At 52.5% G+C, this 26,713-nt stretch carries 23 protein-coding genes; 12 read left to right on the top strand and 11 right to left on the bottom strand.

Features of this window, described 5'->3' with window-relative positions; translation table 11 throughout:
• The 4 genes from JET16_RS23645 to JET16_RS23630 all read right to left on the bottom strand — a co-directional run bounded on the left by JET16_RS23645 (position 1) and on the right by JET16_RS23630 (position 6,118).
• Entirely contained in the window at positions 1-900 is a 900-nt protein-coding gene (locus JET16_RS23645; protein WP_199621166.1) for a carbohydrate ABC transporter permease, read from the bottom strand.
• Positions 901-1,008: 108 nt separating this feature from the next.
• Positions 1,009-2,364: an ABC transporter substrate-binding protein gene (locus JET16_RS23640; protein WP_199621164.1), complete on the bottom strand. Its 1,356-nt coding sequence runs from the start codon at positions 2,362-2,364 to the stop codon at positions 1,009-1,011.
• A gap of 429 nt (positions 2,365-2,793) precedes the next feature.
• The gene (locus tag JET16_RS23635; RefSeq protein ID WP_199621162.1) at positions 2,794-4,362 is read right to left on the bottom strand and encodes a response regulator; all 1,569 of its coding nucleotides are present in this window, start codon (positions 4,360-4,362) and stop codon (positions 2,794-2,796) included.
• Complete coding sequence (locus JET16_RS23630; RefSeq protein ID WP_233532157.1) at positions 4,355-6,118, bottom strand: cache domain-containing sensor histidine kinase; 1,764 nt, start codon at positions 6,116-6,118, stop codon at positions 4,355-4,357. Before JET16_RS23630 ends, JET16_RS23635 begins: the two co-directional genes overlap by 8 nt.
• Positions 6,119-6,296: 178 nt before the next feature.
• On the opposite strand from JET16_RS23630, the gene JET16_RS23625 reads away from it, so the two are divergent.
• Genes JET16_RS23625 through JET16_RS23615 form a run of 3 tightly spaced genes read left to right on the top strand, consistent with a single transcriptional unit; the run spans position 6,297 to position 8,573 of the window.
• Positions 6,297-6,617, top strand: a complete 321-nt coding sequence (locus JET16_RS23625; protein ID WP_199621159.1) for a hypothetical protein — start codon at positions 6,297-6,299, stop codon at positions 6,615-6,617.
• Between the two features lie 19 nt (positions 6,618-6,636).
• The gene (locus tag JET16_RS23620; protein WP_199621227.1) at positions 6,637-7,617 is read left to right on the top strand and encodes a zinc-binding alcohol dehydrogenase family protein; all 981 of its coding nucleotides are present in this window, start codon (positions 6,637-6,639) and stop codon (positions 7,615-7,617) included.
• A gap of 17 nt (positions 7,618-7,634) precedes the next feature.
• Positions 7,635-8,573 carry an aldo/keto reductase gene (locus JET16_RS23615; protein WP_199621158.1) on the top strand — a complete coding sequence of 313 codons (939 nt, stop codon included), beginning with the start codon at positions 7,635-7,637 and terminating at the stop codon, positions 8,571-8,573.
• An 87-nt stretch (positions 8,574-8,660) separates the two neighbouring features.
• On the opposite strand, the gene JET16_RS23610 is transcribed toward JET16_RS23615, so the two are convergent.
• The 4 genes from JET16_RS23610 to JET16_RS23600 form a co-directional block, all read right to left on the bottom strand.
• Positions 8,661-9,224 carry a hypothetical protein gene (locus JET16_RS23610; protein WP_199621156.1) on the bottom strand — a complete coding sequence of 188 codons (564 nt, stop codon included), beginning with the start codon at positions 9,222-9,224 and terminating at the stop codon, positions 8,661-8,663.
• Positions 9,225-10,178: 954 nt separating this feature from the next.
• Positions 10,179-11,285, bottom strand: a complete 1,107-nt coding sequence (locus tag JET16_RS23605; protein ID WP_233532154.1) for a glycosyl hydrolase family 28 protein — start codon at positions 11,283-11,285, stop codon at positions 10,179-10,181.
• 80 nt (positions 11,286-11,365) lie between these two features.
• The gene (locus JET16_RS30275) at positions 11,366-11,620 is read right to left on the bottom strand and encodes a hypothetical protein (RefSeq protein ID WP_233532152.1); all 255 of its coding nucleotides are present in this window, start codon (positions 11,618-11,620) and stop codon (positions 11,366-11,368) included.
• Positions 11,621-11,665: 45 nt separating this feature from the next.
• Positions 11,666-12,640 carry an aldo/keto reductase family protein gene (locus JET16_RS23600; RefSeq protein WP_199621155.1) on the bottom strand — a complete coding sequence of 325 codons (975 nt, stop codon included), beginning with the start codon at positions 12,638-12,640 and terminating at the stop codon, positions 11,666-11,668.
• A gap of 217 nt (positions 12,641-12,857) precedes the next feature.
• On the opposite strand from JET16_RS23600, the gene JET16_RS23595 reads away from it, so the two are divergent.
• From JET16_RS23595 to JET16_RS23580, 4 genes are all read left to right on the top strand, one after another.
• On the top strand, positions 12,858-13,736 hold the full coding sequence (locus tag JET16_RS23595) for an AraC family transcriptional regulator (RefSeq protein WP_199621154.1): 879 nt from the start codon (positions 12,858-12,860) through the stop codon (positions 13,734-13,736).
• Positions 13,737-13,823: 87 nt separating this feature from the next.
• Positions 13,824-14,873, top strand: a complete 1,050-nt coding sequence (locus tag JET16_RS23590) for a dienelactone hydrolase family protein (protein ID WP_199621153.1) — start codon at positions 13,824-13,826, stop codon at positions 14,871-14,873.
• A 62-nt stretch (positions 14,874-14,935) separates the two neighbouring features.
• Positions 14,936-17,230 carry a glycoside hydrolase family 95 protein gene (locus JET16_RS23585; RefSeq protein ID WP_199621225.1) on the top strand — a complete coding sequence of 765 codons (2,295 nt, stop codon included), beginning with the start codon at positions 14,936-14,938 and terminating at the stop codon, positions 17,228-17,230.
• A gap of 89 nt (positions 17,231-17,319) precedes the next feature.
• A complete protein-coding gene (locus tag JET16_RS23580; RefSeq protein WP_199621151.1) occupies positions 17,320-17,856 on the top strand; it encodes a GNAT family N-acetyltransferase in 537 nt (178 codons plus the stop codon).
• Positions 17,857-17,878: 22 nt separating this feature from the next.
• On the opposite strand, the gene JET16_RS23575 is transcribed toward JET16_RS23580, so the two are convergent.
• Entirely contained in the window at positions 17,879-18,991 is a 1,113-nt protein-coding gene (locus JET16_RS23575) for a GerAB/ArcD/ProY family transporter (RefSeq protein WP_199621149.1), read from the bottom strand.
• 335 nt (positions 18,992-19,326) lie between these two features.
• Between JET16_RS23575 and JET16_RS23570 the strand changes: the two genes are divergently transcribed.
• A complete protein-coding gene (locus JET16_RS23570; RefSeq protein ID WP_325176764.1) occupies positions 19,327-19,617 on the top strand; it encodes a hypothetical protein in 291 nt (96 codons plus the stop codon).
• A 152-nt stretch (positions 19,618-19,769) separates the two neighbouring features.
• Positions 19,770-20,525, top strand: a complete 756-nt coding sequence (locus JET16_RS23565) for a class I SAM-dependent methyltransferase (protein WP_199621147.1) — start codon at positions 19,770-19,772, stop codon at positions 20,523-20,525.
• Between the two features lie 133 nt (positions 20,526-20,658).
• On the opposite strand, the gene JET16_RS23560 is transcribed toward JET16_RS23565, so the two are convergent.
• Together JET16_RS23560 and JET16_RS23555 are read right to left on the bottom strand one after the other, a co-directional pair.
• A complete protein-coding gene (locus JET16_RS23560) occupies positions 20,659-21,753 on the bottom strand; it encodes a hypothetical protein (protein WP_199621145.1) in 1,095 nt (364 codons plus the stop codon).
• Between the two features lie 238 nt (positions 21,754-21,991).
• Positions 21,992-22,987: a LacI family DNA-binding transcriptional regulator gene (locus JET16_RS23555; RefSeq protein ID WP_199621141.1), complete on the bottom strand. Its 996-nt coding sequence runs from the start codon at positions 22,985-22,987 to the stop codon at positions 21,992-21,994.
• A gap of 139 nt (positions 22,988-23,126) precedes the next feature.
• Here JET16_RS23555 and JET16_RS23550 point away from each other — a divergent pair, with 139 nt between their 5' ends.
• Genes JET16_RS23550 through JET16_RS23540 form a run of 3 tightly spaced genes read left to right on the top strand, consistent with a single transcriptional unit; the run spans position 23,127 to position 26,699 of the window.
• Positions 23,127-24,632: a tagaturonate epimerase family protein gene (locus JET16_RS23550; RefSeq protein WP_199621138.1), complete on the top strand. Its 1,506-nt coding sequence runs from the start codon at positions 23,127-23,129 to the stop codon at positions 24,630-24,632.
• A gap of 28 nt (positions 24,633-24,660) precedes the next feature.
• Entirely contained in the window at positions 24,661-25,932 is a 1,272-nt protein-coding gene (locus tag JET16_RS23545; protein ID WP_199621137.1) for a nickel pincer cofactor-dependent isomerase, group 22, read from the top strand.
• Positions 25,929-26,699 carry an SDR family oxidoreductase gene (locus JET16_RS23540; protein WP_199621136.1) on the top strand — a complete coding sequence of 257 codons (771 nt, stop codon included), beginning with the start codon at positions 25,929-25,931 and terminating at the stop codon, positions 26,697-26,699. Before JET16_RS23545 ends, JET16_RS23540 begins: the two co-directional genes overlap by 4 nt.
• Positions 26,700-26,713 lie beyond the last annotated feature (14 nt).

The following is a 26,713-nucleotide window of genomic DNA, read 5'->3' as shown; positions in this document are numbered from 1 at the left end:
TCAGTTGTCCCCCTTCGATTCGTAATGCACCCAAAACTTCGACGTCATAAAGATGACCGCGGATAGCAGCGCGATGACGATGAGCAGCACCCACGCCATTGCGGACGCGTAACCCATGCTGAAAAACTCGAACGCCTGCTTAAACAGATAAAGCGCATAAACGAGCGTGCCGTCGAGCGGCCCGTTGCCGCCCTTCATAATGATATAAGCTGGGACGAAGCTTTGGAACGCGGCGATCGTCTGCATGATCGTATTGAATAAAATGACCGGCGTAAGAAGGGGCAGCGTGATCCTGAAAAACTTGGAAAACGCGTTCGCCCCGTCGACACTGGCAGCCTCGTAATAACTCGCGGGAATGTTTTTCAGGCCGGCCAAAAAGATGAGCATCGACGACCCGAACTGCCAAACCGACAAGAAAATGATCATCCAGAGCGCGAGCAGCGGATCGCCGAACCAACGGAACGCGCCGATGCCGAGAAACTCAAGCAGCAGATTGACGATTCCCTCGTCCCCGAACACGTTGCGCCACATGATGCCGACGGCGACGCTGCCGCCGATGATGGAAGGCAGGTATAACAGCGTCCGGTAAAGACCGACCGCTTTGGAGACTGTATTTAACACCATCGCCACGAACAAAGCGAACGCGAGCCGCAGCGGAACGCTGCCGAGCACGTACATAGCGGTTACTTTCACGGATTGAAAATATTTCGTGTCGGCGGTGAACATTTCCTTGAAGTTCTCGAGTCCGATCCATCTCGGCGTGCTGAACATGTCGAAATCGGTAAAAGCCAAATACAACGACGAGAAAAACGGAACCGCCGTAAAAACCAGAAATCCGATGATAAACGGACTTATAAAAAGATACCCGGTCAAATTTTGCCGGAAAACGCTCATTCTCATCGATTCCAACTCCCATACTCTCTCTGAATGCCTGTTATGTCTTTAAAGTACGATAGCTGATCCGTCGATCAGCTATCGTACACGATTAATGGAGTCGTTAATTAGCTATTACTTTTTGTTCTGCGCCAATATTTTGTTCGCTTCGTCTCTAAACTTCTTGGCGCCTTCTTCAATCGAGATTTTCTTGTACTCGACTTCCTCGGTGATTGTTTTGAGCGCTTCGAACACTTGTGCCGCACCGATCGGGTCCGGCGGATCCATCTGGCTGCTGTTCTCTTCGGCCCATGCCACATAATCGAACACTTGCGCTTGCTGCGGAGACAATATCGGCTTAAGCGCCTCTTTCACTGCGCTGGAGCCGGGTACGCCGCGGTCGCCGAGAATGAGCTTATTCGCTTCGATGTCGTTCACGAAGAAGCTGATGAACTTGGCGGCTTCGGCTTTCTGCTTCGAGTGTTCGGAAATCGAGAAGAACATGCTCGGCTTCAGAAACAAACCTTGCTTCGCATTCGGTCCGACCATCGGCGCCATCGCCAGCTCGCGCTTCGCCAACTGTTGGTAGCCTACGAATTGATTCGACCACTGCCATATGCCGAGCGCCTCGCCTTTGACCGCCGGATCGTCTTCCGGTCCTTTCAACTGCGCCTTCTGGTCCGCCGTCATGCCTGCGCCCATATGGACGATGTTGATCAGGCGGGAGAAGTGATCGATGAACAATTGATCGTCTTCGTAACCGAGCGAAGTTCCGTCCGCGCTGAACAACGATTTGCCTTGCGTGCGGAGATAGTAGCTGAAGAACACTTCCGGTCTCATGCCCGTATCGACGTACAAATTGGCGGCTTTCGCTTTCTCGGCCAAGGCCATGTAGTCGTCCCACGTCCAGTTCGGATCGATCGCCGTCTGGCCGTTGATTTTCTGCAGCAGCGCCGGATCGTATTGGAAGCCGAGCGCGTTGACGCCTAAGTTGAAGCCGTAGATCTTATCGCCAAGCTTGCCGCCGTCAACGATCCCCTGGCTGATGTTCGAAGTGTCGATTTCGCTGCCGATGAACGGCGTCAAATCCGCCAGCTGTCCCTTCTCGCCGTATTGCGTCAAGTAGGACAAGTCCATCTGCACGATGTCCGGCAGCTCGTTAGCCGCGGCTTGCGGTGCAAGCTTCTTCCAGTAATCGTCCCAACTTGCGTATTCCGGTTCGATTTTCACGTGCGGGTTTTGCTGTTGATACATTTCAATGACTTTCAGCGTGTAATCGTGTCTAGGCTGACCGCCCCACCATGCGATGCGAAGAGTGACGTCTTCTTTCTTTTCTTCCTTCTTCGCGTCGTCCGCGTTTCCGGTATCGGTTCCGGAACCGGCCGTCCCGTTCGCTGCACCGTTATCCGGCGTCTCGCCGCCGCTGCCGCCGCAAGCGGCAAGCGTGAACACGAGAGCGAACGCGAGAACCAGCAACATCCATTTTTTCATTTTCGCTTGTCCTCCCTTTTTGGGTATCTAATGTGTGCGTTTTCATTATAAATAAAAGGGAGAGGCTTAATGAACGCAAAAATCAGACGTGTTTGTTCAAAAAACAGAGTGTTCATTAAAGGGCTCTTTTATAACTCTAGAATTATTAAGTTTAACGACAATGAAAAGAATGCAACGGCAAAAATTGCCGCTAGACGAAGAATTCGAATATTCGTCGAATTGTAACGGCAAAAACTACCTCTGCATTCGAAGGATCGTGTGAAAAGCGCTATTAGGCGGTTGTATAGCGGCAACAGTTACCGTTAGAGAGTGGCCGAATTTACATTGTCCGTTGTAGCGGTGCGTACAGCAATGGCCAGACAACTATGCAGCGAAGGGCGGTCATTCGGTATGGTAATAACGAAATTTCTTTTGAATAACCGGCCGGGACTAGGACTCGTCGTAAGAAGAGGTTTTCTTATATTCCGTTGGCGTGCATCCTGTGTATTTCTTGAACACTTGGCTGAAATACTGCGGGTTATCGCCGAAACCAAGCATTCCGGCCAGCTCGAACACCTTCACGTCGTCCATCTCGCCGATCAACTCAATCGCCTTCTCCATTCGAAGCTTCGTCACATGGTTGGAAAACTTGTCGCCGACTTCCTTTTTAAACAATTTCCCCAAATAATCCGCGTTCATGTATAACATTTCGCGGGCGACCCAATGCAGCGACAGCATCGGATTGCCGAGATTGTCGCGGATAATATCCAGAACTTTGCCGATGATGGCGGAATGCTTGTTCCGATTCGTCTCGTAATGGTAAGCGGTGATTTCCATTGCCGCCGACGTGACGAATTCCTTCATCAACGGGAACGTGTCCAGACCGATCAGCTTCGCCAAATCCTTAAGATACGAGTGCAAGTGCTGCGAGCTGCCTTGACGGATGATCGCCATATACATCGTAATGACATGGGACTTGATCATTTCCGAGGGGAAACGGATTCCGGTCATCGCCTCGAACAAATCGTCGAGCTCTTTGCTCACATCGTCGGCTCGCCCGGATTTAACCAACAGCACGAGCCTTTCCTCGTCGAAGATGAAATCGGCGGCGGTTTTCGGTTGATCCGCGATATCCTGCTTCGTGATCAGGCCTCCTTCTCCCAAATAAAACCGGTGATTCAAGCATTCGAGGGTTTCTCTGTAAAGCCTCCGGGCTTCGGCGATATCGCCGAAGCCGCTGAGCGCGATCGTCGTATCCGTCTTATAAAATTGGAAGAAGGTCTCACGAATCTTTCCGATCATTCCATACAAAGCGTCCTCGTCGGATTCGTCCCGAATAAGAAGCAGCACCCGTTCGCCGATTGTCGTGCTCAGCAGCAAAAGGGGCTTTCCCATAATATCTTCCGCAATGTTCGTTAAGGCGAATAAATGCTCATATTCCACGGCTCCTTCCGGCTGGAATACGAGCAAGCGGACCTTGAGATTGTCAAGCGATATTCCGAATAAGTCTTGGATGATTTCCCTGTCTCTTCTCCCATACGTCTTATTGGTGACAAATTCCTTAAGAACCTGTTCTTTGACGTGCGGAAGCGCTTTATCCAGCCGTTCCTTCATCCGGCTGACGAATGCTTCCCGCCGTTCGTTCCTGTCGAGCTCTTCCACAATTTCGGCGAGCGCGCCCGCAATTTTGGTTTGGTTCGTCGGTTTAAGCAGATAATGCTTGACGCCGTATTGCATCGCTTGGCTGGCATAATTGAATTCGCCGAAGCCGGAAAGAATCAAAAATTTGATGTGCGGATTGGACGCATGCGTCTTGGCGACCAATTCCAAGCCGTCCATTCCGGGCATCTTGATGTCGCTGATCACGATATCGGGCGTCTCTTCCACGATTCGCTCGTATGCTTCCAGGCCGTTCCTTGCGGTTCCGGCCAATTCGGTCCGGTATGCGGACCAGTCGACCATCCGGGAAATTCCGTCCAATATAATTCGTTCATCATCGACCAGAAGCACTTTATACATCGTTCGTTTCCTCCGTTTCCACAGGCAGTGCAATCGTGATCCGGGCGCCGCCGCCGGCGGTGCCGCCGATCCGGATTCCGTAATCGTCACCGAAAGCGATCTTGATACGCTCGTCAATGTTCAGCAAGCCGATTCCTTTGCCTTTCGTCTTCAATTCCCCGCGGCGCAGCCGGTCGAGCGTATCCTCCGGTATACCCGGACCGTCGTCTTCTACGGTGATGCAGATCGCTTCCGCCGTCTCCCATGCCCTTACGGCTATCGTGCATGTGCCGATTCCGGGTTCCAGCGCATAGTGCATGGCGTTCTCCACCAAGGGCTGAAGCGTGAGCTTTGGAATTTTACGGTGCCGCAGTTGTTCCGGAACATCCATAATAAATTCGAGCCGTTCCTCGAAGCGGTATTTCTGAATCGTAACATAATTTTCAACGATCTCGAGCTCCTCCGCCAAAGAAACAAGCGGTTCATTCAATTGGACGGCATTCCGAAGCAGAAAACCGAGCGATTCGACCATCTGCGATATTTGTTTCTGCCCGTTCGTCCTGGCCAGCCAGTTGATGGAGTCGAGCGTGTTGTATAAAAAATGCGGATTGATCTGCGCTTGCAGCGCCTTGAATTCCGTTTCCTTGAGCAGTAGCCGGTTGGCGTAATTCTCGGTAATGAGCGTATTGATCCGCTCGATCATAAGCCGGAACGTCCGGTGAAGCAACCCGATTTCGTCCATCGCCATCGGCGATTTATCCGGCTGGAGCAAATTCGCTTCGGCAAAGTTGCCTTTCTCGGCCAGCTTCATGCGCCACATCAGCAGCTCGATCGGACGAGTCAAGCTTCTCGAGAAGCGGACTCCCAGCAAAATGACGGCCGCAAAGATCGCTATGAACACCGCTACGACAAGCTCTTTGACAAACAAAACCCGCTTGAATATTTCATCGTACGGAGTCATATTTACGTACGTCCAGCCGCTGCCGGACGATTTATGGTAGGAGATGAAATATGATCTGGAGCCGGTGGAACGCGTGAAATATCCGGTACTGCCTGAGAACGGACCGTTCGCGAGAACCGGATCGAACGACGGGTTCAACGGGTGGATGATCTCGGAACCGGAAAGCATGACCAGATCGCCTTCGAATTTTTCCTTCGCAATATAGCGCACGATTTCTTGAATATTGATTCGGACGGCCATTGTTCCCACATGCTGAAGGTAGATGTTCGTCTTGTGAAACGAACGTATATCCCTCGCTAAGATAAGAGCATTGTCTTGTTCGTCCGGAAATATCCAAGCGATGCCGCCTTTCGCTTCTTTCGCCGCCTGCATGATGCGCTCCTTCTTCGACGGATGGATAACGGTGAGGTTGCCCGCGGCGTGTTCCGTTCCGCGCGAGTCGAACAAATGAATGGAGTGAAGGAACGGCTCCAGGCCGGCATAATTGAACAGACGGTCGATGACATCTTGGTGGACGACGAGCCGCTCGTAATCCGATTCGCTCGTCTTGACGGACAGCAGCAGCTTCTGGATTTGGGCGTCGGCGATAATTTTGTACGAAATTTGACCGATCCGCTTCAGCTCCGTTTCGATGGCGGAAGAGGACAGGTTCAAAACTTGGGACGATTTTTCATATAATTGACGGTCATAAATGGAAAATGCGTATTGTTGGACGATCACGGTAAAAGAGAAGGTCACGGCTACGATAAATGCGATGAGGAGGGAGATCTTGTTTTTGATTTTCATGTGCTTAAAGGCATCGAACCATGACTGCAAGGGTGTCACCTTCTCCATGCTTGTGTTTGAGCGCTGCGCGCCAATCTTACGATGGGCTCCTTGTAGCAGAGGAATGTGTCCAAAGTATGTCACCCGAAAGTAAGCGTTGTCAACCCGAGGCTCCTGACGGATAATGGGAATGGTAAAATGTTCCGAAAGAGGAGAGGAGGAGAAAAGGATGCCGGAAAGCTATAAATTCGATTTCGGCACGGCTGAAGCGGAAGAAGGATATGTGAAGGTGACGGAGAATACGGTTTATGATGCGGAGACCGGGTTCGGCTTCGATAGCGTGTCCCGCGTTTCGGCGAAGGACCGCGGAGAGCCTGGGGAAGCGGGACTGCGCCGCGACTTCTGCATACTTCCAAGAGCATGGCGCGATCAAGGTGGCCGAGCTCGTCGTAGAAGGGTTAAAGGAGCTTCGGCTTCAACCGTTAACATTGTATATTCGATAGTCGGGGAGCGATGTGCAAGTGACGAAGTCAAGAACGATTGTTTGTGAAACTCCGTTTCGGTTTGCAATGACCGAAACGGACCGTCCGGTTACGAAGCCGGGCGAAGCGCTGATCCGCATCCGGCGGATCGGCATATGCGGAACGGATATTCATGCATTCCAAGGCAACCAGCCTTTCTTCACTTATCCTCGTATTTTGGGGCATGAGCTGTCGGGTGTCATAGAGAGCATTGGCGATAACGAATACGGATTGGCGAACGGCGATGAAGTGGCGGTTATTCCTTATTTGGAATGCGGGACTTGCATAGCGTGCAGAAGAGGGAAGACGAACTGCTGCACCAAGATGAAAGTGCTCGGCGTTCATGAAGACGGAGGAATGAGGGAGTACATCGCCGTGCCTGCCGATCATCTCATCAAGACGGGCGGTATACCGATCGAACACGCGGCCATGCTTGAACCGCTCAGCATCGGCGCGCATGCGGTGCGCAGGGCGGATTTGGAGCCGGGCGAGAATGTGCTCGTCATCGGAGCCGGGCCGATCGGACTCGGCGTGATGGCATGTGCGAAGGATCGCGGCGCGAACGTTATCGCCATGGACATTAATGAGGAGCGGCTGCAATTTTGCAAAGATTGGGCCGGCGCGGCGCATGCGGTGAACGCGGCGAACGAACCGCTCAAGCAGTTGGAGTCGGTTACCGGCGGCGAGTTGCCTACCGTCGTCTTCGATGCGACGGGCAACGCCCGTTCCATGACGAGCGCATTCGATTATGCGGCTCACGGCGGAAAGCTCGTCTACGTAGGCCTCGTTAAATCGGACATTACTTTCCATGATCCGGATTTCCATAAGAAGGAATTGACTTTGCTGGCCAGCCGTAACGCCACGAAAGAGGACTTCCGACAAGTGATCCGGATGGTGAAGACGAAATCGGTCGACCTCGACCGGTATATTACGCATCGGGCTTCATTCGAGAATGCGATCGACTCGTTCGAAACATGGTTGAAGCCGGAATCGAAAGTGATCAAAGCCGTGGTTTCCATAGACGGGTAAAACGGGGGTGACGCATCTTGAAGTATAGAAAGCTTGGAAAAACCGGGTTAGACGTTTCCGTTCTTAGTTTCGGAGCATCCTCTCTGGGTTCCGTATTCAGAGACATCGACGAGGGGGAAGGGATACGGACCGTGCACGCAGCCGTCGACGGAGGCATCAATCTCATCGATGTGTCGCCGTATTACGGTTTGACGAAAGCGGAGACGGTGTTGGGCAAAGCGATCCGTCAGCTTCCTCGCGATTCTTTCATCCTGTCGACGAAAGCCGGCCGGTACGGTGCGGATCAATTCGATTACTCGGAAGCGCGCATCCTTGCAAGCATAGATGAGAGTCTGCAGCGGCTGCAGACCGAATATGTCGACATCCTGCTTCTGCATGATATGGAGTTCGTTCCGTTCGAGCAAGTCGTTCACGAAGCATTGCCCGCGCTCAGAAAAATAAAGCAGCAGGGGAAAGCGAGGTTTATCGGCGTATCGGGCTTGCCGCTGGACGTATTTCGTAAGACGCTTTCGGTAGAAGAATTGGATGTCATTTTATCATATTGTCATTACGCCTTGAACGATTGCTCGCTTCTTGAGCTTGTGCCCTTGCTGCAAGATAAGAGGGTGGGCCTTATTAACGCTTCTCCGCTATCAATGGGATTGCTGAACGGAAGACCTGTTCCGGATTGGCATCCTGCGCCGGCGGATATTCGGGAACGCTGCAAGCTTGCGTATGAATACTGCGCGGGAAAAAGAGAAGAGCTGTCAAAACTGGCAATTCAGTATGCGGTGGCCGATGAGCGGATTCCAACTACGTTGGTAAGCACTGCCAGCGTGGACAATATTGTTAAGAACATCCGCTGGACGGAAGAGCCGCTGAATGAGCAGCTGCTGCAAGAAGTGCTCGAGCTGCTTGCGCCGGTTCGTAACCGCACCTGGAAGAGCGGAAGGCCGGAGTACAACTCGCCGATATAAGAGCGGCTTGTTTGTACGCACAAAAAATCCCCTACACGATACGGTATACGGGTACGTTCGCAAGGGGGCGGCGCTTCGAGTATCAGTTCATTGCAACAGCGCATTAGTGTCATTGCTATTGTTTTTGTTGTTACTATTGTTAGCAAAGTTGTTGTTGTTGTTGTTTTGCGATTGCTGAGATTGTTGGGACTGCTGCTGGGGCTGTTGCTGGGATTGTTGCTGCGATTGTTGCTGCGATTGTTGTTGGGATTGCTGTGACTGTTGAGATTGCTTTTCCATTTGCTGCAGCTGCCGCTGCGCTTGAGACGCCAAATCCTGCATTTGTGTTAACACTTGAAAGGCTTGAAGGTTTTGGTTCGCGTCGTTCAACGTTTGTACCGCTTGTTGGATGGATTGCTGAAGCTGTTGGAACGCGCGTTTTTTCTGGTCCTGGATTTGATTGCCGAATTGATTGATTTGCTGTACAAGCTGGTTGGGTTGCTGTTGATTTTGCTGCTGATTTTGAGAAGAAGACGAACCTTGTTCATGATTTTGAAACTGCGACAAGGTTTGCTGCATTTGGTTCAGTTGACTATGTAGAGGGCCCAGTTCCGATGCAATTTCTTCTTTGACCATAATCGGCATCAAAGCTTGACGCAGTTCTTTAGACAAGGTTATACCTCCCGATAGATGTATGGTTAAGGACCGCAGTCGTTCATTATTTTGCACCTTATTCCGCAATTTATCCTTCGATGCAAATATAAGAAAAACTTCTATCGAAGTACATTCAAGGATGAGCGACCGCGATGTAGAGGAAGTTTTTCTTGGTATAGAATTTACTCGTTTCATGTTGTGGCACAAAACTTATAAATTCTATATCGTTAAAACAAAGCCCCCTTGAAATTGGATGAATACCATTTCAAGGGGGCTCTCCAGGACGACTTTTAACCGGAGAAACTCCGGTTACAGCGCTCATTTTTGGCACTTTGCACCCTTTTAACCGGAGATACTCCGGTTAGAGCGCTGAATTTCGGGCTGCTACGACCTCCTAACCGGAGAAACTCCAGTTACAGCGCTCATTTTTGGCACTTTGCACCCTTTTAACCGGAGATACTCCGGTTAGAGCGCTGAATTTCGGGCTGCTACGACCTCCTAACCGGAGAAACTCCAGTTACAGCGCTCATTTTTGGCACTTTGCACCCTTTTAACCGGAGATACTCCGGTTAGAGCGCTGAATTTCGGGCTGCTACGACCTCCTAACCGGAGAAACTCCGGATAGAGCGCTGAATTTCGGCCCGTTACGACCTTCTAACCGGAGAAACTCCGGATAGAGCGCTGAATTTGGGACTGCTACGACCTCCTAACCGGAGAACTCCGGATAGAGCGCTGAATTTGGGACTGCTGCGCCATCCTAACCGGAGAAACTCCGGTTAGAGCGGCAGTTTTTGTGCTTGGTACGCGCCCAAGAGTAGTTCTAACGAAACACTTCGCTTAGGCTGCGTCCTCCATCGAAACAAAAACGTATATCCATCGTTCCGAAGGATATACGTAAAAAATCGCGTTGCGATTGTTCAAATATTGAATCCCGATCGGGCAAAGCAATTTCTTCGGTTGGGTTTCAATTCCTCATTCCGCCCGAAACACGATATTGCGGGCGAATTCGTTAACGTCAAGAGCCGGATGATCCGCCTGCATCACGGTCTGTCCATTGATCCGCAGATTGACGAAGGTCACGCCCTCCACAGCACGTTCCCCGTCAAAGCCGTAAATCCGCGAGGGATTGGGATTATCGCCGTTATATACGATATTTTTGAACAAAATATTTTCCACCCGTTTACCGGCAACCGGATTGTAGTCCTTGTTCCACACGACCCGGATGTCGAACAACTGGCCGAGCTCGATATGCTCCACACGGATGTTGTCGAATGTCACGTTTCGGACGATATTTTTGTCGCCCGCGCAGATGGCCATCGCTCCCCAGTAGTTGGGTTGAGGCTCGTGATGCTCCAATATATCGATATTCTCGAAGCGAATGTTTTCAATGACATCGCCATTCCGGTGATGGTCGCCGTGGATACCGACATTGAGGGCGTGCGCAACGTCGGCCCAGAATACGGAATTTCTCACCGTAATATCCTTGGAATCGCCGTAATACTGCCATCGGCTCCCGTATACGGCGATGCAGTCGTCCGAAGTCCTTAGAAACACGGCATCGATATCGATATGGGAGCTGGACATGATATCGATGCCGTCCGACCAGCCCTTCGTGCTGAACGATTTGAAATTCCGGATGTTCACGTGCTCCGAGCCGCCGATATAAATGCTGTAATGCGGCGGGTCCAGAAGTATGACGCCTTCGACGGCGATCTGTTTCGAAAACCGGATTCGAACCCCCCGGAAAGCGGAGAAGCGATGAAAATCCGCCAAGTAAAGCATCCCCCTTCCGCGAACCGTGACGTTTTCCACAGAATCGCACACCATTGAGCCCGCCACCGCCGCTCCTCCGGCGATGTACACCGTTTTGCCCGACGGGATGGGGAGGATTGTTTCCTCTATATAATGCATGCCCGGCGCGAAATATAGGACGTCGGGCGCCTTACCGTGCGGCGACGCCGGTGAAGTTAGTGGATCCAGTAGATGTTCGAGCCGGTGGATGCCCGGCTTGACGACGAACACATTGTCGTCTTCCGGGTTCGGCGGATTGTCCTCCAACGGATTCGCGAACAAGTGCAAATTACGGAATCGCTCGCCGTTGATCTCGACGGATAGCTTGCACGGACGGTCTCAAGCGTCATTCGAATCGTATTCCCGTCTTATTCGAACGGAATATTGAACGACAACGGACGTATGACTGCGCTTTCGACCGTTCCCGCATGGTATGTGATCTCCGTTTCAACGGCGCCTTCCATGTCGAAATAAGCCATCGAAGCTTCCCTCACCTGATGCATGTCCACCTTCACTTCGTACACTTCAAGCGGTTCCCATTTGCCTCCCGGCACCCGGACGCGCACCGAAAAATCGTTCCGCTTCGGAATAACGGCCGGAGCGGAATATGTAATGATCTTCATGAGATCCTCCTGTTTCACAATGCGATAATTCGTCGATATGATGCGTTACCGCAATGGGGCGAATCCTTCGACCTGCTTCAAAATGCTTTCGATCCGTTCCAGCGTGTCCTGATCCAGCACGACATTCACGGCCTTCACGTTTTCTTCCAACTGATGAGGCTTCGTGGCGCCGATCAACGCGGAGCTGACCCCCGGATGGCGCAGCACCCAAGCCAACGACAGCTGGGCGAGAGTTACACCCATTTGCTGCGCCAGATCGTTCAAATCTTGAACACATTGCAGCACGCGGTCGTTCATATAGCTGTTGATTACATGGTTCACGTTGCTGTTCGCCGCCCGGCTGTCCTCGGGCTTCGGCTGCCCCGGCTTATATTTGCCGGTCAAAACTCCCTGCGCAAGCGGGGAAAACACAATTTGACCGATTCCCGCTTGTCCGGAAACATGCAATATCTCTTGCTCGATATACCGCTCGAACATGTTGTAGATCGGCTGATTGGAAATCAAGGGACGCAGGTTCAGTCTCCGCCCGATCCCGGCGGCATCCGCAATTTGCGCGGCGCTCCACTCGCTGACGGCGGCGTACAATATTTTGCCTTGGGTTTGCAAATCGTCCAGCGCACGCAGCGTCTCCTCCAACGGGGTTTGTTGATCATAGCGGTGGCAGAAGTAGATGTCGATATAGTCTGTTCCCAACCGGCGCAAACTCGCTTCGCACTGCTCCATAATATGTTTGCGGGACAAACCGCGGTCGTTCGGGCCGGAATCCATCGGAAAGAACACCTTCGTCGAAAGCACGTAACTGGATCGGCGGTAAGGTTTTAACGCCGCGCCGATCGCTTTCTCCCCTTCTCCGCGGTTGTATGCGTTAGCCGTATCGAAGAAATTGATGCCCAAATCGAACGCCTTCCTGATGCATGCGTCCGCCGCTTCCTGTTCGGCCGCCGTCCCATAGGTTAGCCAACTTCCCAAACCGATTTCGCTGATCTTCAACCCGCTGTTTCCGACTCTTCTGTATTTCATAATAATTGCCTCCTTTGCTCGTTCTGAGCATCAATCCGCGGACAACCTTCGGTTGCCTCCTTGCTCGTTCTGAGCATCAATCCGCGGACAACCTTCGGTTGCCTCCTTGCAGTTAACCATCGGGATGCTGTTAACATTATAGGTCCGTCCCGTTTAACTGAGTTGTGGTACAATATCTGAAAATAACGCTATATTGCGCTAATGAGAGGGGATCGGGATGAGCCTTCTTTTCGAACCCGTTGCTTTCAGTAACAAACCGCTCGTATGGAGTTACGGCAATGTTTGCAGGGAACCGATGCAATGCTACTACCACTGGCATCAGTGCTGCGAAATATTGATTGTTCATCAAGGCTGCGGAGTGGTTTGCGTAAACAGCCAAAGCTATGAAATCCGACGGGGCATGCTTTTCTTCTTCCAACCGTTCGAACTGCACAAAGTGTATGCCCATATAAAGAAGGACAAGCCGTATGTGCGAACCGTCATTCACTTGGACCCCGTCATCTTGGCCAATCATCTCAGGGTATTTCCCCGGAGATACGATTTGTTCGTACAATTATGGAAAGCGCCGGCGGCGAATCGGGCGTTCGATTTGACGGAAGGGATCGGCCCCGTGGAAGAGTTGTGCGGCTTATACGACAGAGCGTGCAAGAACGGGATAGGAAACCAAATGGAAGAAATCAGTCTCCTTATTCTTCAGCTTCTCAGCTCGATCCAATATGACGCTCAAGATGCGGAGTACGGTAAACAGACGGAACGAAGGCCGGGAAGGTATTCCGAGAGAATTATGAACTGGTTGGGCACCCACTATCAGGACGAATTCGTCCTGGACCGGTTGGCGGCGGATCTCCATCTTTCAAAGTTTTACGTATCCCGTTTATTTCGAGAGGAAACCGGGAGCAGCATAACGGAATATTTAACTGCGCGAAGAATTATGCAAGCTTGTCATCTGTTGGACACTTCCGCGCTTCCCGTCGAGCGGATCGGCGTTGAAGTCGGACTGCCGAACACTTCGCACTTTATACATACGTTCAAAAAGGTCGTCGGCTTAACACCGCTCAAATACAGACTCGTAAAGGCACAGGAACTTCAAAAATAGGGCCGCCCCACATCAAGGAAATTTCATCCGTTTGACGTATATATATTGAGGTTGAATGAAAATGAATTGCGGTGAGGAGAGCGGGCGATGAACGGAAGGTGGCAAGGGGACGCATTTTTGGAGCGCTGTTACGAAGAAGCGATTCGCATGCACGGCTTATCGGCGTCGAAGCAGTCCCGGCAGGAGAGCAAAGAGAAGCTGAGAAGGGCTTTTCGCGATGCGATCGGCGAATTCGAATCAACTCCTGCGCACGAACCGGTCCTGCTGGAACGGGTCGAATGCGACGGCTATATTCGTGAGCGGGTGGAATTGTCGGCGACGCCGGGTCTGTCATTCGCGGCTTACGTGCTGCTTCCGAAGGGAGCCGGTACGCCGCTGCCGGGCGTATTGGCGCTGCACGGCCACGGTTACGGCAGCCGGGAAATTGTCGGGCTGCTGCCGGACGGGTCGCCGGACGAGGGCAAACCGGGGATTCATCAGCATTTTGCTATCCAACTGGTCAAGCGGGGGTTGGCGGTTATCGCGCCCGATGTGATCGGCTTCGGCGAGCGCAGGCTGGCTGCGGATCTGAAGAAGAAACCCGACGCGCCGAGTTCGTGCGAGAAGCTGTCCACACAGCTCATGATGCTTGGCAAGACGCTGACCGGCCTTCGCGTGCATGAAGTGCGCCGGGCGCTCGATTATTTGATTTCAAGACCGGAGGTTGACGGCGGCAGGATCGGCGCGATGGGGTTCTCCGGCGGAGCATTAATTGCCAACGCTTTGTCTGTGCTTGACGAGCGAATTGGCGCCATGGTGCTTACCGGATTTCCGAACACGTTTAAAGACAGCATTTTTGCCGTTCATCATTGTATCGACAACTACACGCCGGGGCTGCTTGTTCACGCGGAATTGCCCGAGCTGATCGGGTTGTTCGCGCCAAAGCCGTTATTTCTTGAATCCGGTTATGACGATCCGATCTTCCCTCGGGAAGGCTTCCTGAAGGCGGCGGAGGAGGTGCGGGCGATATATGACAGGGAAGAGGCTGGCGATCAACTCCAGACCGACCTGTTTCCGGGCGTTCACGAAATTAGCGGCAGGCATGCTTACGATTGGCTAAAGAATGTGCTGTTCGAAGGGAAGGGGTCAGCGACATGACCGGGCTGCAAAAGGTTGGCGATGCGGCGAACGATATTATTGTATTTGGGGGCAAGCGATCGATGAAGGGGACAAAAACGGCGGTCTCGCCTTATTGGTTCGACAAGCCGGCGGACGAATGGAACGAAGCGATACCGGTAGGAAACGGACGGTTAGGCGCAATGATTTACGGCAAACCGGGCAACGAAACGATTCAGCTCAACGAAGATTCGGTCTGGTACGGCGGCCCGAGAGACCGGAACAATCCGGATGCGCTGCCTAATCTTCCGAAAATACGCGAGCTGTTGTTTGCCGGTAAATTAAAAGAAGCGGAGAGGCTGGCGAAGATGGCCTTCACGGGACTTCCCGAATCGCAGAGACACTACACGCCGCTTGGGGAACTGTTTCTGGAGTTTGCGGAGCAGCAAGGCGCCGTAACCGAATATCGCCGGGAGCTCGATTTGAATACGGGAATTGTGAATATAACTTATAAACGGGGCGGAACGACCTATACTCGGGAAATGTTCGCAAGCTACCCCGATCAAGCGATCGTGTTCCGTTTCGGAGCGGACCGGCCGAAAGCGTTGTCATTAAGCGCGAGGTTGAGCCGGGCGAGATGGAGGTATGTGGAGCGGGTTGAGAAAAAAGGCCACGACAGCATTATGATGCGAGGAAACGGCGGCGGAGAAGGAGGATGCGATTTTTACGCCGTTCTCCAGGGGGCGGCGCAAGGCGGAACAATAGCGACAATAGGCGAATATTTGACGATAGACGGGGCGGATTCGGTTACGCTCGTATTGTCCGCCGGTACCTCTTTCCGATTCGATGATCCTGAGGCGTACTGCCGGGAAACGGCCGGAGCCGCAATAATTCAACCTTACCGGCAGCTTCGCAGTAAACATATTGAGGATTACAGCTCACTTTACGACCGGCTTACTCTTACGCTGGGCGAAGCGAAGCAGGAATTGAACGCGTTGACCGTCGAAGAGCGGCTGCAGCGGGTGAAGCGCGGCGGCGACGATCCCGGACTTGTCGAGCTCTACTTTCAATTCGGGCGATATCTTCTCATCTCGTCCAGCAGGCCGGGGTCCCTTCCGGCGAACTTGCAGGGCATATGGAACGACAAGTTTCTTCCTCCGTGGGACAGCAAATACACGATCAATATTAACGCGCAGATGAACTATTGGCCCGCCGAAACATGCAATCTTTCGGAATGCCATGAACCGTTGTTCGAATTAATTGAAAGAATGAGGGAACCGGGACGGCGCACGGCGGAAGCGATGTACGGCTGCCGGGGCTTCACCGCACACCATAATACCGATATTTGGGCGGACACCGCGCCTCAGGACAGTTATTTGCCGGCATCGTATTGGCCGATCGGAGCGGGTTGGCTGTGTTTGCACTTGTGGGAGCACTACTTATTTAATAGAAATGACGTCTTTCTATCGAAGGCGTATGAAACGATGAAAGAATCGGCTCTGTTTTTCCTTGACTACCTAGTCGAAGGCAAAGACGGGCATCTCGTCACTTGTCCTTCCGTTTCACCAGAGAACACGTACATATTACCGAACGGGCAATCCGGCGTGCTTTGCGTTGCGCCGTCCATGGACAGCCAAATTATATACGCGTTGTTCAGCGCTTGTATCGAGGCGAGCGAGCGCCTCGCCGTCGATGACGATTTCCGCGGCGAGCTTATCGAGAAGCGGGCGCGCCTTCCGAAGCCGCAAATCGGGAAGTACCGCCAGCTTCAAGAGTGGCTGGAAGATTACGAAGAGAAGGAACCGGGGCACCGGCATATTTCGCATCTGTTCGCGCTGCATCCCGGCGATCAAATCAGCGTGCGCAAAACTCCCGAACTGGCCGCGGCGGCCCGGACTACGCTCGAACGAAGGCTGGCTCACGGCGGCGGACACACCGGTTGGAGCCGGGCGTGGATCATCAATTTCTGGGCGAGGCTGGAAGACGGGGAGCGGGCGTATGAGAACGTGATGGCGCTGTTGGCCAAATCAACACTTCCGAATATGTTCGACAATCACCCGCCGTTTCAGATTGACGGCAATTTCGGAGGAACTGCGGGGATCGCCGAAATGCTGCTGCAAAGCCATGCAGGAGAATTGCATCTGCTGCCGGCGCTTCCTAAAGCTTGGAACAAAGGAGCAGCTACAGGCTTGCGCGCCCGCGGCGGGTTCACCGTAAGCATCGAATGGTCCGAGGGCAGGTTGAAGGAAGCGGTTATTACGCCTGATTTTGACGGAGTGTGCAGAATTAGAATAGCGGAACCGCAGCGTCTTTCGGACAGTGGGTGGACACAGGCTGAGCCTGGTGTCTGGGAACGCTACATGTCCAAGGGACAAACATATTCGTGCAGCATGCAGTAATCAAGAGCCGAAGCGATGAACGAATGCATAAGTTTTAAACCATCATGGAAAATTATGTTCATCACTATGACTGGAAGAAGGAACGGCGGATGGAATGGTATGACAAACTGAACGAATATTTTCCGGAGCATGAAATGAAAGACCGGGAGCATCTGAAAGATCTGATTAAAGAAAAGGATGTTTACCACAAAGAGGAGACGGAAGACTACATTTTACTTTATGCGGAATTCCCGACTTTTCTTTTCATTGATTACTTATTGGTTACATCCAAATCCAGAGGGAAGGGGATCGGCTCGTCGATTCTCGACAAGCTGAAGGAGAAGGAAAAGCTGATCATCCTCGAAGCGGAACCTCGAACTCAGGGTGACACGGATTCACAGAAGCGGCTTGCATTTTATGCCAGGAACGGGTTCAAAAAAGCGGATCTTATCCGGTATACGCGAGTAGACGAAGAAAACAGGCAGTATCAGATGCACATCTTATATTGGTCGCCTCAAGGGATGCCTCAAGCCATTGTAATGGAAAAGATGGAGAAAGCTTGCGACGAAATCCATAATTTCAGGGCAAAGCATTATTACGGCAAGCCGTTGGTCGATACGGACAAAGCATTGGAATGGAAGCCATGACAGACACCCCCGCCTGCGTTGATTACTCGAAAGGCGGGGGATTCTTTTTTTCAACGAGCCTGCGAAACCGTGCCGCCGCCCACAGCAAAAGCGGAATCGCCACGCCGAACAATAGAAAAACGGTCCGCAGCGCAAAGTTTCCCTCCTCGATATGCTCCGCGAAGTTGGACGCGATGATCATCGAAATGATCAAAATGAGAAGAGCAAACGGATACACCAGCTTCCGGTAATCCTGTATACGGAACAGATCGGCCCCACCGATAACTGCAGCGTAAAAAAAAATTCCGACCTTAAAAAAATCCCCGATGATCAATGTAAGAACGGCGAACACATCCAATCTCTGAATGAATTCACCGATATTAATCATACTGATTGCCGACAGCAAGGGAAAAGTTGCTCTTCCGGCAATATCGACTCCCAGTACGGCGATATACATGGCAATCGAAAAACTTAGAGTAAGCCCGCTGAACAACACTGCAGCAAATCCCGCGCGAACACCGTTTTTCGGATCATTCAAATAAGGAAACAGCATCGTAAAGCAAATCAATTCGCTGAATGGGAATTCGAAGGTTTGGGTCGCAGCCGTATTAACGACAGGCTCCCATCCTTTGGCCAATACCGGAAGCAGCTGGTGATAATCGGCGATTCCGGAAGCGTACATCAGGAAGTTGCTGATGAATCCCGCCGCGAACATTACGACCATGCAGATTTGTGCGGTTCTTGAGAATACTTCGATCCCTTTATTCAATACGTAACCGACCGATAAGATCATAATTGCAAGATTTACAAATACGGGTGTCTGATCCAAAAATGAAGCGGTGAGCAGCTCTCCTCCGTCCCGTAAATCCCTTGCCGCCCCATAGAGAAAAAATATAATGTAAAGCAAGCATGCCGGCCATCCGATCCATTTTCCCAAAATCGCTCTTAAGTACCCGGTAAGCGGAAGCGCCGGATATAGCTTGTATAAAGAGGTGTAGACAAGAAACAGGAGCAATCCGCCCGCTAACCCAAGAAGTATGGCCAGCCAGGCATCCTTTTCCGCCTTCAACCCTAAACTGACGACAAGCGCCGTACCCATCTCGAACAAAAAAATTAACGCAAACAACTGCCCGGCGCTGATTTTCGCCTTTTCCATAATATTTTCCGATCCACCAATTCTTCGCAGCGATTTCCACCTTCGGGGCTGATCAACCGAAAAAAGATTTGCGATGCATACATATCATTATCGCCTGTTTCCATATGAAGCAAACAAATAGCAGTAATTAACGGAATAAGTTGAGCGCCATGCGTTTATTCTGGCTTTATTGCAGCTATTGGATGTCCGCATACCCAGTCCTGTGGATGGCATCGAATATATGATTAAAATGCTGAATTTGGACTATAAGTAATGCTGAGTTGATTGACAGGAATAAGTTGGAAGAAATATAGTTGTGGAGAGCAAGGAGAAAAAACGGTAGGGCGGGTGACCGTATGCAAGACATTGTAAATTATTATTCGTCATTTGATGAGTGGGGAAGGCTTGAGAGAGAACCTCTGGAATTTCTGGTTAATTGGCATTTTATAAAAAAACACCTTCCTGAATCAGGGCAAATATTAGATAATGGCGCGGGTCCGGGCAGACCGGGATATTTAACCATTCGGATCCCGGAAGGTTCACCGGGGCTTATTTTTACAAAATTGAAGACATCAGACCGTTCATGGAGCAGAATGGGTTTGAGACACTGGAGCTATTGTCGTCAAACGGCATTGGTGCCCGATTAACGCCTGAGAATTGGAATTATTGGAGAGAACGTGGAGAACTGGACTCACTTATGGAACTAATTTATAAATCCGCAGCCGATTCGTATTTGTTAGGCACTGCATCCCATTTGCTTTACATTGGGAGAAAAAAAGCTTGATGGGAGTGGTTCGTAATGGACAGTAAGGAACGATTTTCCGACAGGGTCGATACATATGTGAAGTACAGGCCGAGCTACCCGAAGGAAGCCATTGATTACTTGTATGATTCCGTGGGCTTGCGAGCGGGTTCGGAAATAGCGGACATCGGTGCGGGGACCGGTATTTTTTCACGGTTGTTGCTGGAGCAGGGGAGCGGCGTGACGGCTGTCGAGCCGAATCAGGCGATGAGGGAGGCCGCAGAGAAAGCATTAAGCGGGGAATCGAAGTTTCGCGCTATCCCGGGATCAGCGGAAGCGACCGGATTGCCCGATCATTCCGTAGATTTTATCGTCTGTGCGCAGGCGTTTCATTGGTTTGACCGCGATGCGGCTAAAACCGAGTTCGGGCGTATTCTGAAGCCAGGCGGGAAGACGGTGCTGATCTGGAATTCACGGCTGACGCACGGCACACCGTTTCTGGAACAGTATGAAAGTCTGCTGCATACGTTCGGCACCGATTACGCGAGCGTCAATCACAAGAATATTTCAAGTGAGATACTGGCATCTTTCTTCAAGGAAGGATCGCTGAGGGAAGCCCGGTTCCCGTACAAGCAGTTGTTCGATTTTGAGGGTTTGCTCGGACGGCTGCGGTCTTCATCCTACAGTCCCGTACCTGGCCACCCGACTTATGAACCGATGCTGGAGGAGCTGCGGAAACTGTTCGAACGCAATGAAAGGAACGGGACGGTGTCCTTCGACTATGAGACAGAGGTGTACTGGGGGCTGTTATAGGGCGTTTTTTTCGTTCGCATAACGCGTGCGGCTTCCCAACGGCCTCATCTCAAGCCATACGTATTCCGTAAATGTTCCGTTAGAACGAGAGGCTGCTTCACAGTCATCTTGAACAGAGGCAGCCCCTTTATTTTCATTTGAACGTGAACACATGTGCCTGTGATTTTGTAATATAACCGAGGTTATCGTCCGCTTTCTCCGCATGACCGAACGAGACGGCGAGATGGCTCCCCAGGCGGACCCATGCCGGCGTCGAAGATTCGAAAAGAATTGCGTCAATGGTTCGGGTGGTACCGCGGGATACGTAACTCACATTCATAACATGGTTCATCTCTTGTATCTCGGGGTCGACATTACCCATCAGGTAGGTGTCCGGTGACCAGAAGACGTATATATCGTTATGTTCATCGGCAATGTCGATACGTTCGGATTTTTTATTTGTCACATCTACCGAATAGTAACTTCTCCTTTGTTCCGGATCCATCTCCTGGTAATACGCCGTATCTGCTTGCATGGAAACAAAATTTACAAAATATCCGTCATCCGTATCTGTAACTTTCTCTGTTGTTCCTGTTCTCAAATCATAGACGGCCAAGTCAGACCGGTATCCCGAACCGTACTCCATCGTGCCGTCCTTCTTCTTGCTCGCCCGGAAGCTGAACAAAATCCGATGCTCGTCAATCCATTGAATCGGCTCCGACAAGAAATAGCTGTCCATTTTCACCTGAAGCGGGGTATATTTCCCGGTTTCCAAATCCAACAGATAATAAAATGAGTCCCACTCCCCCTGATGTATCAACAGCAGTTGGTTCGGGAGAGTTCCCCACTGAAAGTACATGGACCCGTCTTGATTGATTTGATCGCTCTGTTCCTTTGAAAAAACGATCCTTCCGGTTCCGTCTTCAATATTGATAATCCCGATGCCGTCTTCGTTGTTGTATCCGATCCTTTGTTTATCGGGAGAGAGCCGGACGTTCCAGCATACGGTTTCCGACACGATATCGTATTTGTGTTCGGATACTGAATAGATAAAAGGTTTGCCGGCGGCCAGCCCCAAGATTCGGTATTCATCCAAACGATCGACGAAACTGAAATATTCGGGCAGCCCCGTTAGAATGCCTTTGGTGAAAGAAGCTTCTTCCGGTGCTTGTTCGGAAATCGGAAGGGAACTTTTACCCGGAGGTTCTTCAGACTTCGGCAGGGTCACTTCTTTTCCGGTATTCGTCACGGGCGGGGTCTCCACAGCTTGTTCTGCAGGCGAAGGGGCGGAGCATCCTGCCAAAATTATCATTAAACACATTGCGGTCAAAAGTGTATTTCTCACTCGTGTTAACCTCCGTTTGTTCGGTACCGCTATGATAGACGGTTGACGATGAAGCCGCAAGGGTCGTTCGATCGGCAACGTTTGGTCTTAATATGGCAAACTTTTTGCCTTATTTGTATAAACATTGCCATAATGTTAGCACTCACACGTTCCGGCACGAAGCTCTCTCCTCGATACAAGCATCCAGCAGCTCGGACATCCGGATGGCGTTGGCCGATCCCATAATATCAACCAGCCTTGAGGCGATCCGATCCGCCAATAGCGAAACAGGCGCTCCTACGGCCGAAACCGGTACATCCAGTTCGGCCAGCTGAGGAACATTGTCATAGCTGAGCAGCGAAAGATCGTCCGGGATGCTAAGCCCGCCGTCCTGCACCGCCCGCAAGAAGCCGGCGGTCACATCGAACGCGCCGGTAATTACCGCGCTCGGCCGCTTGTCCAGCACCAACAATCTCCGGCCGGCCTCGTATCCGTGGCGCCACGTGTTTCCGTCGGAGTTCATAATGAACGCCGACTCGGATGTCAGTCCGCATTCGAACGCGCCTTCCATGAAACCCGCCACCTTTTGCTGCTGTTTGCTGTCCGACTCCCTGGCGTCCCCGATATAGGCGATTCGCGCATGGCCAAGACCCGCCAAATAGCGGACCGCTTCCTTCAAGGCTTCTTTGCGCTTGACGTCAACGATGGCATATCGGGAGCTTGTCACGTGAGAAGAACCAATCGAGACAACGGGGATTTCGGTCGCAGCGGGTTCGACATATTTCTCTTCCGGCGAAATATCCTCAAACACAACGATGCCGTCCATCTGGAGCCGTTGAAACAGCTTGACGGCGGAAGTAGGCGGAAGAATCGACAAAATCACTTCATATCCGCGCCCCGCAAGCTCGTCGTTAATCCGTCCGACAAGGGCCGATAGAGCGACCCGCTCCAATGAAGGCAGCACGACTCCGACCGTCATGCTCCGGCGGGAGACGAGACTCTTGGCGGCGATATTCGGTTGATAGCCGAGCTGCGCGGCCAGCTCCACGATTCGTTTCTTCGTGTCGGGTTTCACCAACGGGCTGTCGTTCAGCGCCTTGGAAACGGTGGAATAGCTGACTCCCGCCAATCGGGCGATATCTTTAATCGTTACGTTCATCGCATCGATGCTCCTATGAAAAACGTTTTCCTAAAAAAATGACTCGTATTGTAAAAATATCATTGATGAAAGCATGTTTTCAACTTATTATAGTTGTAATGGTTAATAACAACGTTGTTATTTTGAGGAGGTAATGCTCATGTCTACTACAACAAACATGCCGGCAGTCGCACGGCTGCTGGCCGGCGGAAGCGCATTAACCGGGGCGGATAACGTCTTTATCAAGTCGTTCACGGAATCCGGCGCTGACCGTATCGTTATGGTAAGAGAGAACGGAGAGCGGAAGCTGCTCGTTACCGGCGGCGGATCGCTGTACTCCGAGCTGGAGGGCGAAGAAAGAACGGAGGAACAGACGACGTTCAAAATGTGCCCGCTGTCCCGCAGTAACCGTCTTGTGCTCAACAAGTATTTCGAGTATACGAAGCCCCGCGCGTTCGGAACGAAAATTGCGACGATCGGTTTGGGTGACCGCCTCGGTCTCGCTTCGCCCGGTCACATTAAGACGGTCGCCGGCCGCGACGTCCGGCCGATCTTGGCGCAGCAAAGCATTCGCGAATTGACGCTGACCGAACGAACATATGAGGATGTGCTTGACGCGGCCGCTTTCGCGGTGTTCCAGGAAGGATACAAGGACGGTTGGGGCGCGGACGGCGACCATCTGAAGACGACGTCGGACATCGAGATGGCGCTTCGGCTCGGATTTTCGATGCTGACGCTGGACGCCTCCGAGCATATCGACAACGACGCCGCTTCCGCCGATGAGTCGGAGGTGTCCCGCAGGTACGGAGCTCTCGAAGCGAATTTCAGGGAGCGCCTGGAGTCGGATTACGCCGACCGAACCTTTAATGTGGACGGGACGGAAATATCAATGTCCCGAACCAGCTTGATGCGTTATGCACTCGTATATGGTCAAGCGATTCAATTTATGCTCGACATCTATCGTACTTATATTGAACCGGCCGGACGGGATATCGATTTTGAAATTTCGATCGACGAGACGCTCACCCCAACCGACCCTGCCGCTCACTGGTACGTCGCAAGCGAGCTTCGCCGCGAAGGCGTTCAAGTATACAGCATTGCGCCGAGATTTTGCGGCGAGTTTCAGAAGGGCATCGATTACATCGGCGACATCGCCCAATTCGAGCAAGAGCTGGCCGTTCATGCGAAGATCGCGGATCATTTCGGCTACAAGCTGAGCGTCCATTCCGGAAGCGACAAGTTCAGCGTATTCCCGTTGGTGGCGAAATATACGGGCGGCCGCTTCCACTTGAAGACCGCCGGCACCAACTGGCTGGAAGCGGTGCGGACGGTGGCGCGCGTCAATCCGGATCTTTACCGGAGAATGCACGCTTACGCTCTGGAGCGGGTCGAAGAGGCGCTGAAGTATTACCACATTACGGCGGACTTCGGCCGCATTCGCCCGTTATCCGATACAGCCGACGCCGAGCTACCCGAGTATATGAACGACAACGACGCGCGGCAGTTGATCCATATCACGTACGGCATATTGCTGACCGCGAAGGACGCGAACGGACGTCTGTTGTTTAAAGACGAGTTTTACCGGACGCTTCGCGAGCACGAGAAATCGTACGAAGACGCACTCATTACACATATCGGCAAACATTTGCAACTGCTTGGAAAATGATCCGCACCTACTAAGGAAGTGAAGACGCATGAGTGAAATCATTCGACGAATGCTGCAGCCGATTCCGATTCCGCCCGTAGTGCGCATCAGGCAGCGGTTCGACGCCTCGAAGCTGGAAGACCCGGTCGGCGTGCTGCGGGCCGAGCTGGCTAATCCGGGCGCGATCGACCGCATTCGGCCGGGCCAGCGGGTTGCCGTCTGCGTCGGCAGCCGGGGCGTGGCGAACATCGCCGGAATGACGCGCGCGGTGGTCGATGCCGTGAAAGTGGCCGGCGCCGCGCCGTTCATCGTGCCGTGCATGGGCAGCCACGGCGGCGCGACGGCGGAAGGACAGGCGGAGGTGTTGAAGCATCTGGGCATAGACGAGCAGACGATGGGCGCGCCGGTCGAGTCCTCCATGGAAGTGGTAGAGCTTGACCGTCTGCCAAACGGGCTGCCGGTGTACGCCGACAAAATCGCGTCAGGGGCCGACGCGATCATCGTCATCAACCGAGTCAAGCCGCATACCGCATTCCGCGGAAACATCGAGAGCGGCATCATGAAGATGATCGCGATCGGCCTCGGCAAGCAGAAGGGCGCCGAAGCATGCCATCAGCTCGGCTTCAAATATATGGCCGAGTTTGTGCCTGAGATGGCGCAGGTGATGATGAAGAAGCTGCCGATCGTGTTCGGGGTCGCGGCCGTGGAGAACGCGTATGACGAAACGTGCCATGTCGAAGTGCTGCCGGCGGAGCTGGTGTACGAACGGGAGGTCGAGCTGCTGCGCATGGCAAAAGCGCGCATGCCGCGGCTGCTGTTTGATCAAATCGACGTGCTCGTCATCGATTATATCGGCAAGAACATAAGCGGGGACGGCATGGATCCGAATGTGACCGGCAGGTACCCGACTCCGTATGCGTCAGGCGGGCCGGATGTGAACAAGATGGTCGTCCTCGACGTCACGAAGGAGTCGAAGGGCAACGCGAACGGCGTCGGTACGGCGGATTTCACGACGCGGAGACTCGCCGACAAGATGGATTTCACGGCAACGTATTTGAACGGATTGACATCCACCGTCTGCGCTCCGACGAAGCTTGCCACGACGCTGGAAAGCGACGAGCTGGCGATCAAGGCGGCGGTCAAGACGTGCAATGTGCTCGAATTTCACACTTGCCGTTTGGTACGCATCCGCGACACGCTGCATCTGGGCGAAATCGAAATATCGGTGCCGCTTCTCGAGGAAGCGCGCAAACATCCCGACATCGACATCGTGTCGGAGCCGTACCATTGGACATTCGACAGCGAGGGGAATGTAATATGAATTTATTTGATCTGACGGGCAAAACCGCCGTCATCATCGGCGGCAACAGCACGCTCGGCTCCGTAATGGGCGAGGCGCTCGGGGCGCACGGCGCGAATGTCGCCGTCGTCGGGCGCAACGCGGAAACGGCGGAGGCTGCGAAAGCGCGCATTGAACAAGCCGGAGGCGGCAAAGCGGCGGTATTCCAAGCGGATGCGACTAGCAAAGAAGATTTGCAGCGCGTATTGGAGGAAGTGCTGGCTTGGACGGGACGCGTCGATATTCTGATGAACTGCCCCGGCAAAAACAGCGCCACCTCATTTTTCGAAATTACGGAAGAAGAATGGGACAGCATTATGGACGTCAATTTGAAAAGCGTCGTCCTTGCGAGCCAAGTGTTCGGCAAGCAAATGATCGACCAAGGAGAAGGCGGAAGCATTATCAACATTTCCTCCGTTTCGTCCGGGCCGCCGCTTTCGCGCGTGTTCACCTATTCCGCCTCGAAGGCCGGAGTGAACTCCGTCACGCAATTTCTGGCGCGCGAATTTGCGCCGCACCGTGTGCGCGTCAACGGCATTATTCCCGGGTTTTTCCCGGCCGAGCAAAACAAGAAGATTCTTTCCGAGGAACGCATCCGCAGCATAATGGGGCACACGCCGATGAACCGGTTCGGCGCACCGGAAGAGCTGCAGGGAGCTGCGGTTTATCTCGCTTCCGAACGTGCGTCCGGATTCGTTACAGGCACTTTCTTGCGGGTGGACGGCGGATTCGGAGCGATGACGATTTAGACGGATACAAGAAA

Origin of the sequence: Paenibacillus alkalitolerans (assembly GCF_016482785.1) — a bacterium.
Lineage (GTDB): Bacteria > Bacillota > Bacilli > Paenibacillales > YIM-B00363 > Paenibacillus_AE > Paenibacillus_AE alkalitolerans.
The sequence above is the reverse complement of the archived record's forward strand: the minus strand, read 5'-3'. Positions and strand labels throughout refer to the sequence as shown.

Excerpts from the sequence above, each read along its gene's own strand:
- JET16_RS23645 (WP_199621166.1), bottom strand. The coding sequence starts at position 900 with ATGAGAATGAGCGTTTTCCGGCAAAATTTGACCGGGTATCTTTTTATA.
- JET16_RS23640 (WP_199621164.1), bottom strand. The coding sequence starts at position 2,364 with ATGAAAAAATGGATGTTGCTGGTTCTCGCGTTCGCTCTCGTGTTCACG.
- JET16_RS23635 (WP_199621162.1), bottom strand. The coding sequence starts at position 4,362 with ATGTATAAAGTGCTTCTGGTCGATGATGAACGAATTATATTGGACGGA.
- JET16_RS23625 (WP_199621159.1), top strand. The coding sequence starts at position 6,297 with ATGCCGGAAAGCTATAAATTCGATTTCGGCACGGCTGAAGCGGAAGAA.
- JET16_RS23620 (WP_199621227.1), top strand. The coding sequence starts at position 6,637 with ATGACCGAAACGGACCGTCCGGTTACGAAGCCGGGCGAAGCGCTGATC.
- JET16_RS30275 (WP_233532152.1), bottom strand. The coding sequence starts at position 11,620 with ATGAAGATCATTACATATTCCGCTCCGGCCGTTATTCCGAAGCGGAAC.
- JET16_RS23600 (WP_199621155.1), bottom strand. The coding sequence starts at position 12,640 with ATGAAATACAGAAGAGTCGGAAACAGCGGGTTGAAGATCAGCGAAATC.
- JET16_RS23595 (WP_199621154.1), top strand. The coding sequence starts at position 12,858 with ATGAGCCTTCTTTTCGAACCCGTTGCTTTCAGTAACAAACCGCTCGTA.
- JET16_RS23590 (WP_199621153.1), top strand. The coding sequence starts at position 13,824 with ATGAACGGAAGGTGGCAAGGGGACGCATTTTTGGAGCGCTGTTACGAA.
- JET16_RS23585 (WP_199621225.1), top strand. The coding sequence starts at position 14,936 with ATGAAGGGGACAAAAACGGCGGTCTCGCCTTATTGGTTCGACAAGCCG.
- JET16_RS23580 (WP_199621151.1), top strand. The coding sequence starts at position 17,320 with ATGGAATGGTATGACAAACTGAACGAATATTTTCCGGAGCATGAAATG.
- JET16_RS23575 (WP_199621149.1), bottom strand. The coding sequence starts at position 18,991 with ATGGAAAAGGCGAAAATCAGCGCCGGGCAGTTGTTTGCGTTAATTTTT.
- JET16_RS23570 (WP_325176764.1), top strand. The coding sequence starts at position 19,327 with ATGCAAGACATTGTAAATTATTATTCGTCATTTGATGAGTGGGGAAGG.
- JET16_RS23565 (WP_199621147.1), top strand. The coding sequence starts at position 19,770 with ATGGACAGTAAGGAACGATTTTCCGACAGGGTCGATACATATGTGAAG.
- JET16_RS23555 (WP_199621141.1), bottom strand. The coding sequence starts at position 22,987 with ATGAACGTAACGATTAAAGATATCGCCCGATTGGCGGGAGTCAGCTAT.
- JET16_RS23550 (WP_199621138.1), top strand. The coding sequence starts at position 23,127 with ATGTCTACTACAACAAACATGCCGGCAGTCGCACGGCTGCTGGCCGGC.
- JET16_RS23545 (WP_199621137.1), top strand. The coding sequence starts at position 24,661 with ATGAGTGAAATCATTCGACGAATGCTGCAGCCGATTCCGATTCCGCCC.
- JET16_RS23540 (WP_199621136.1), top strand. The coding sequence starts at position 25,929 with ATGAATTTATTTGATCTGACGGGCAAAACCGCCGTCATCATCGGCGGC.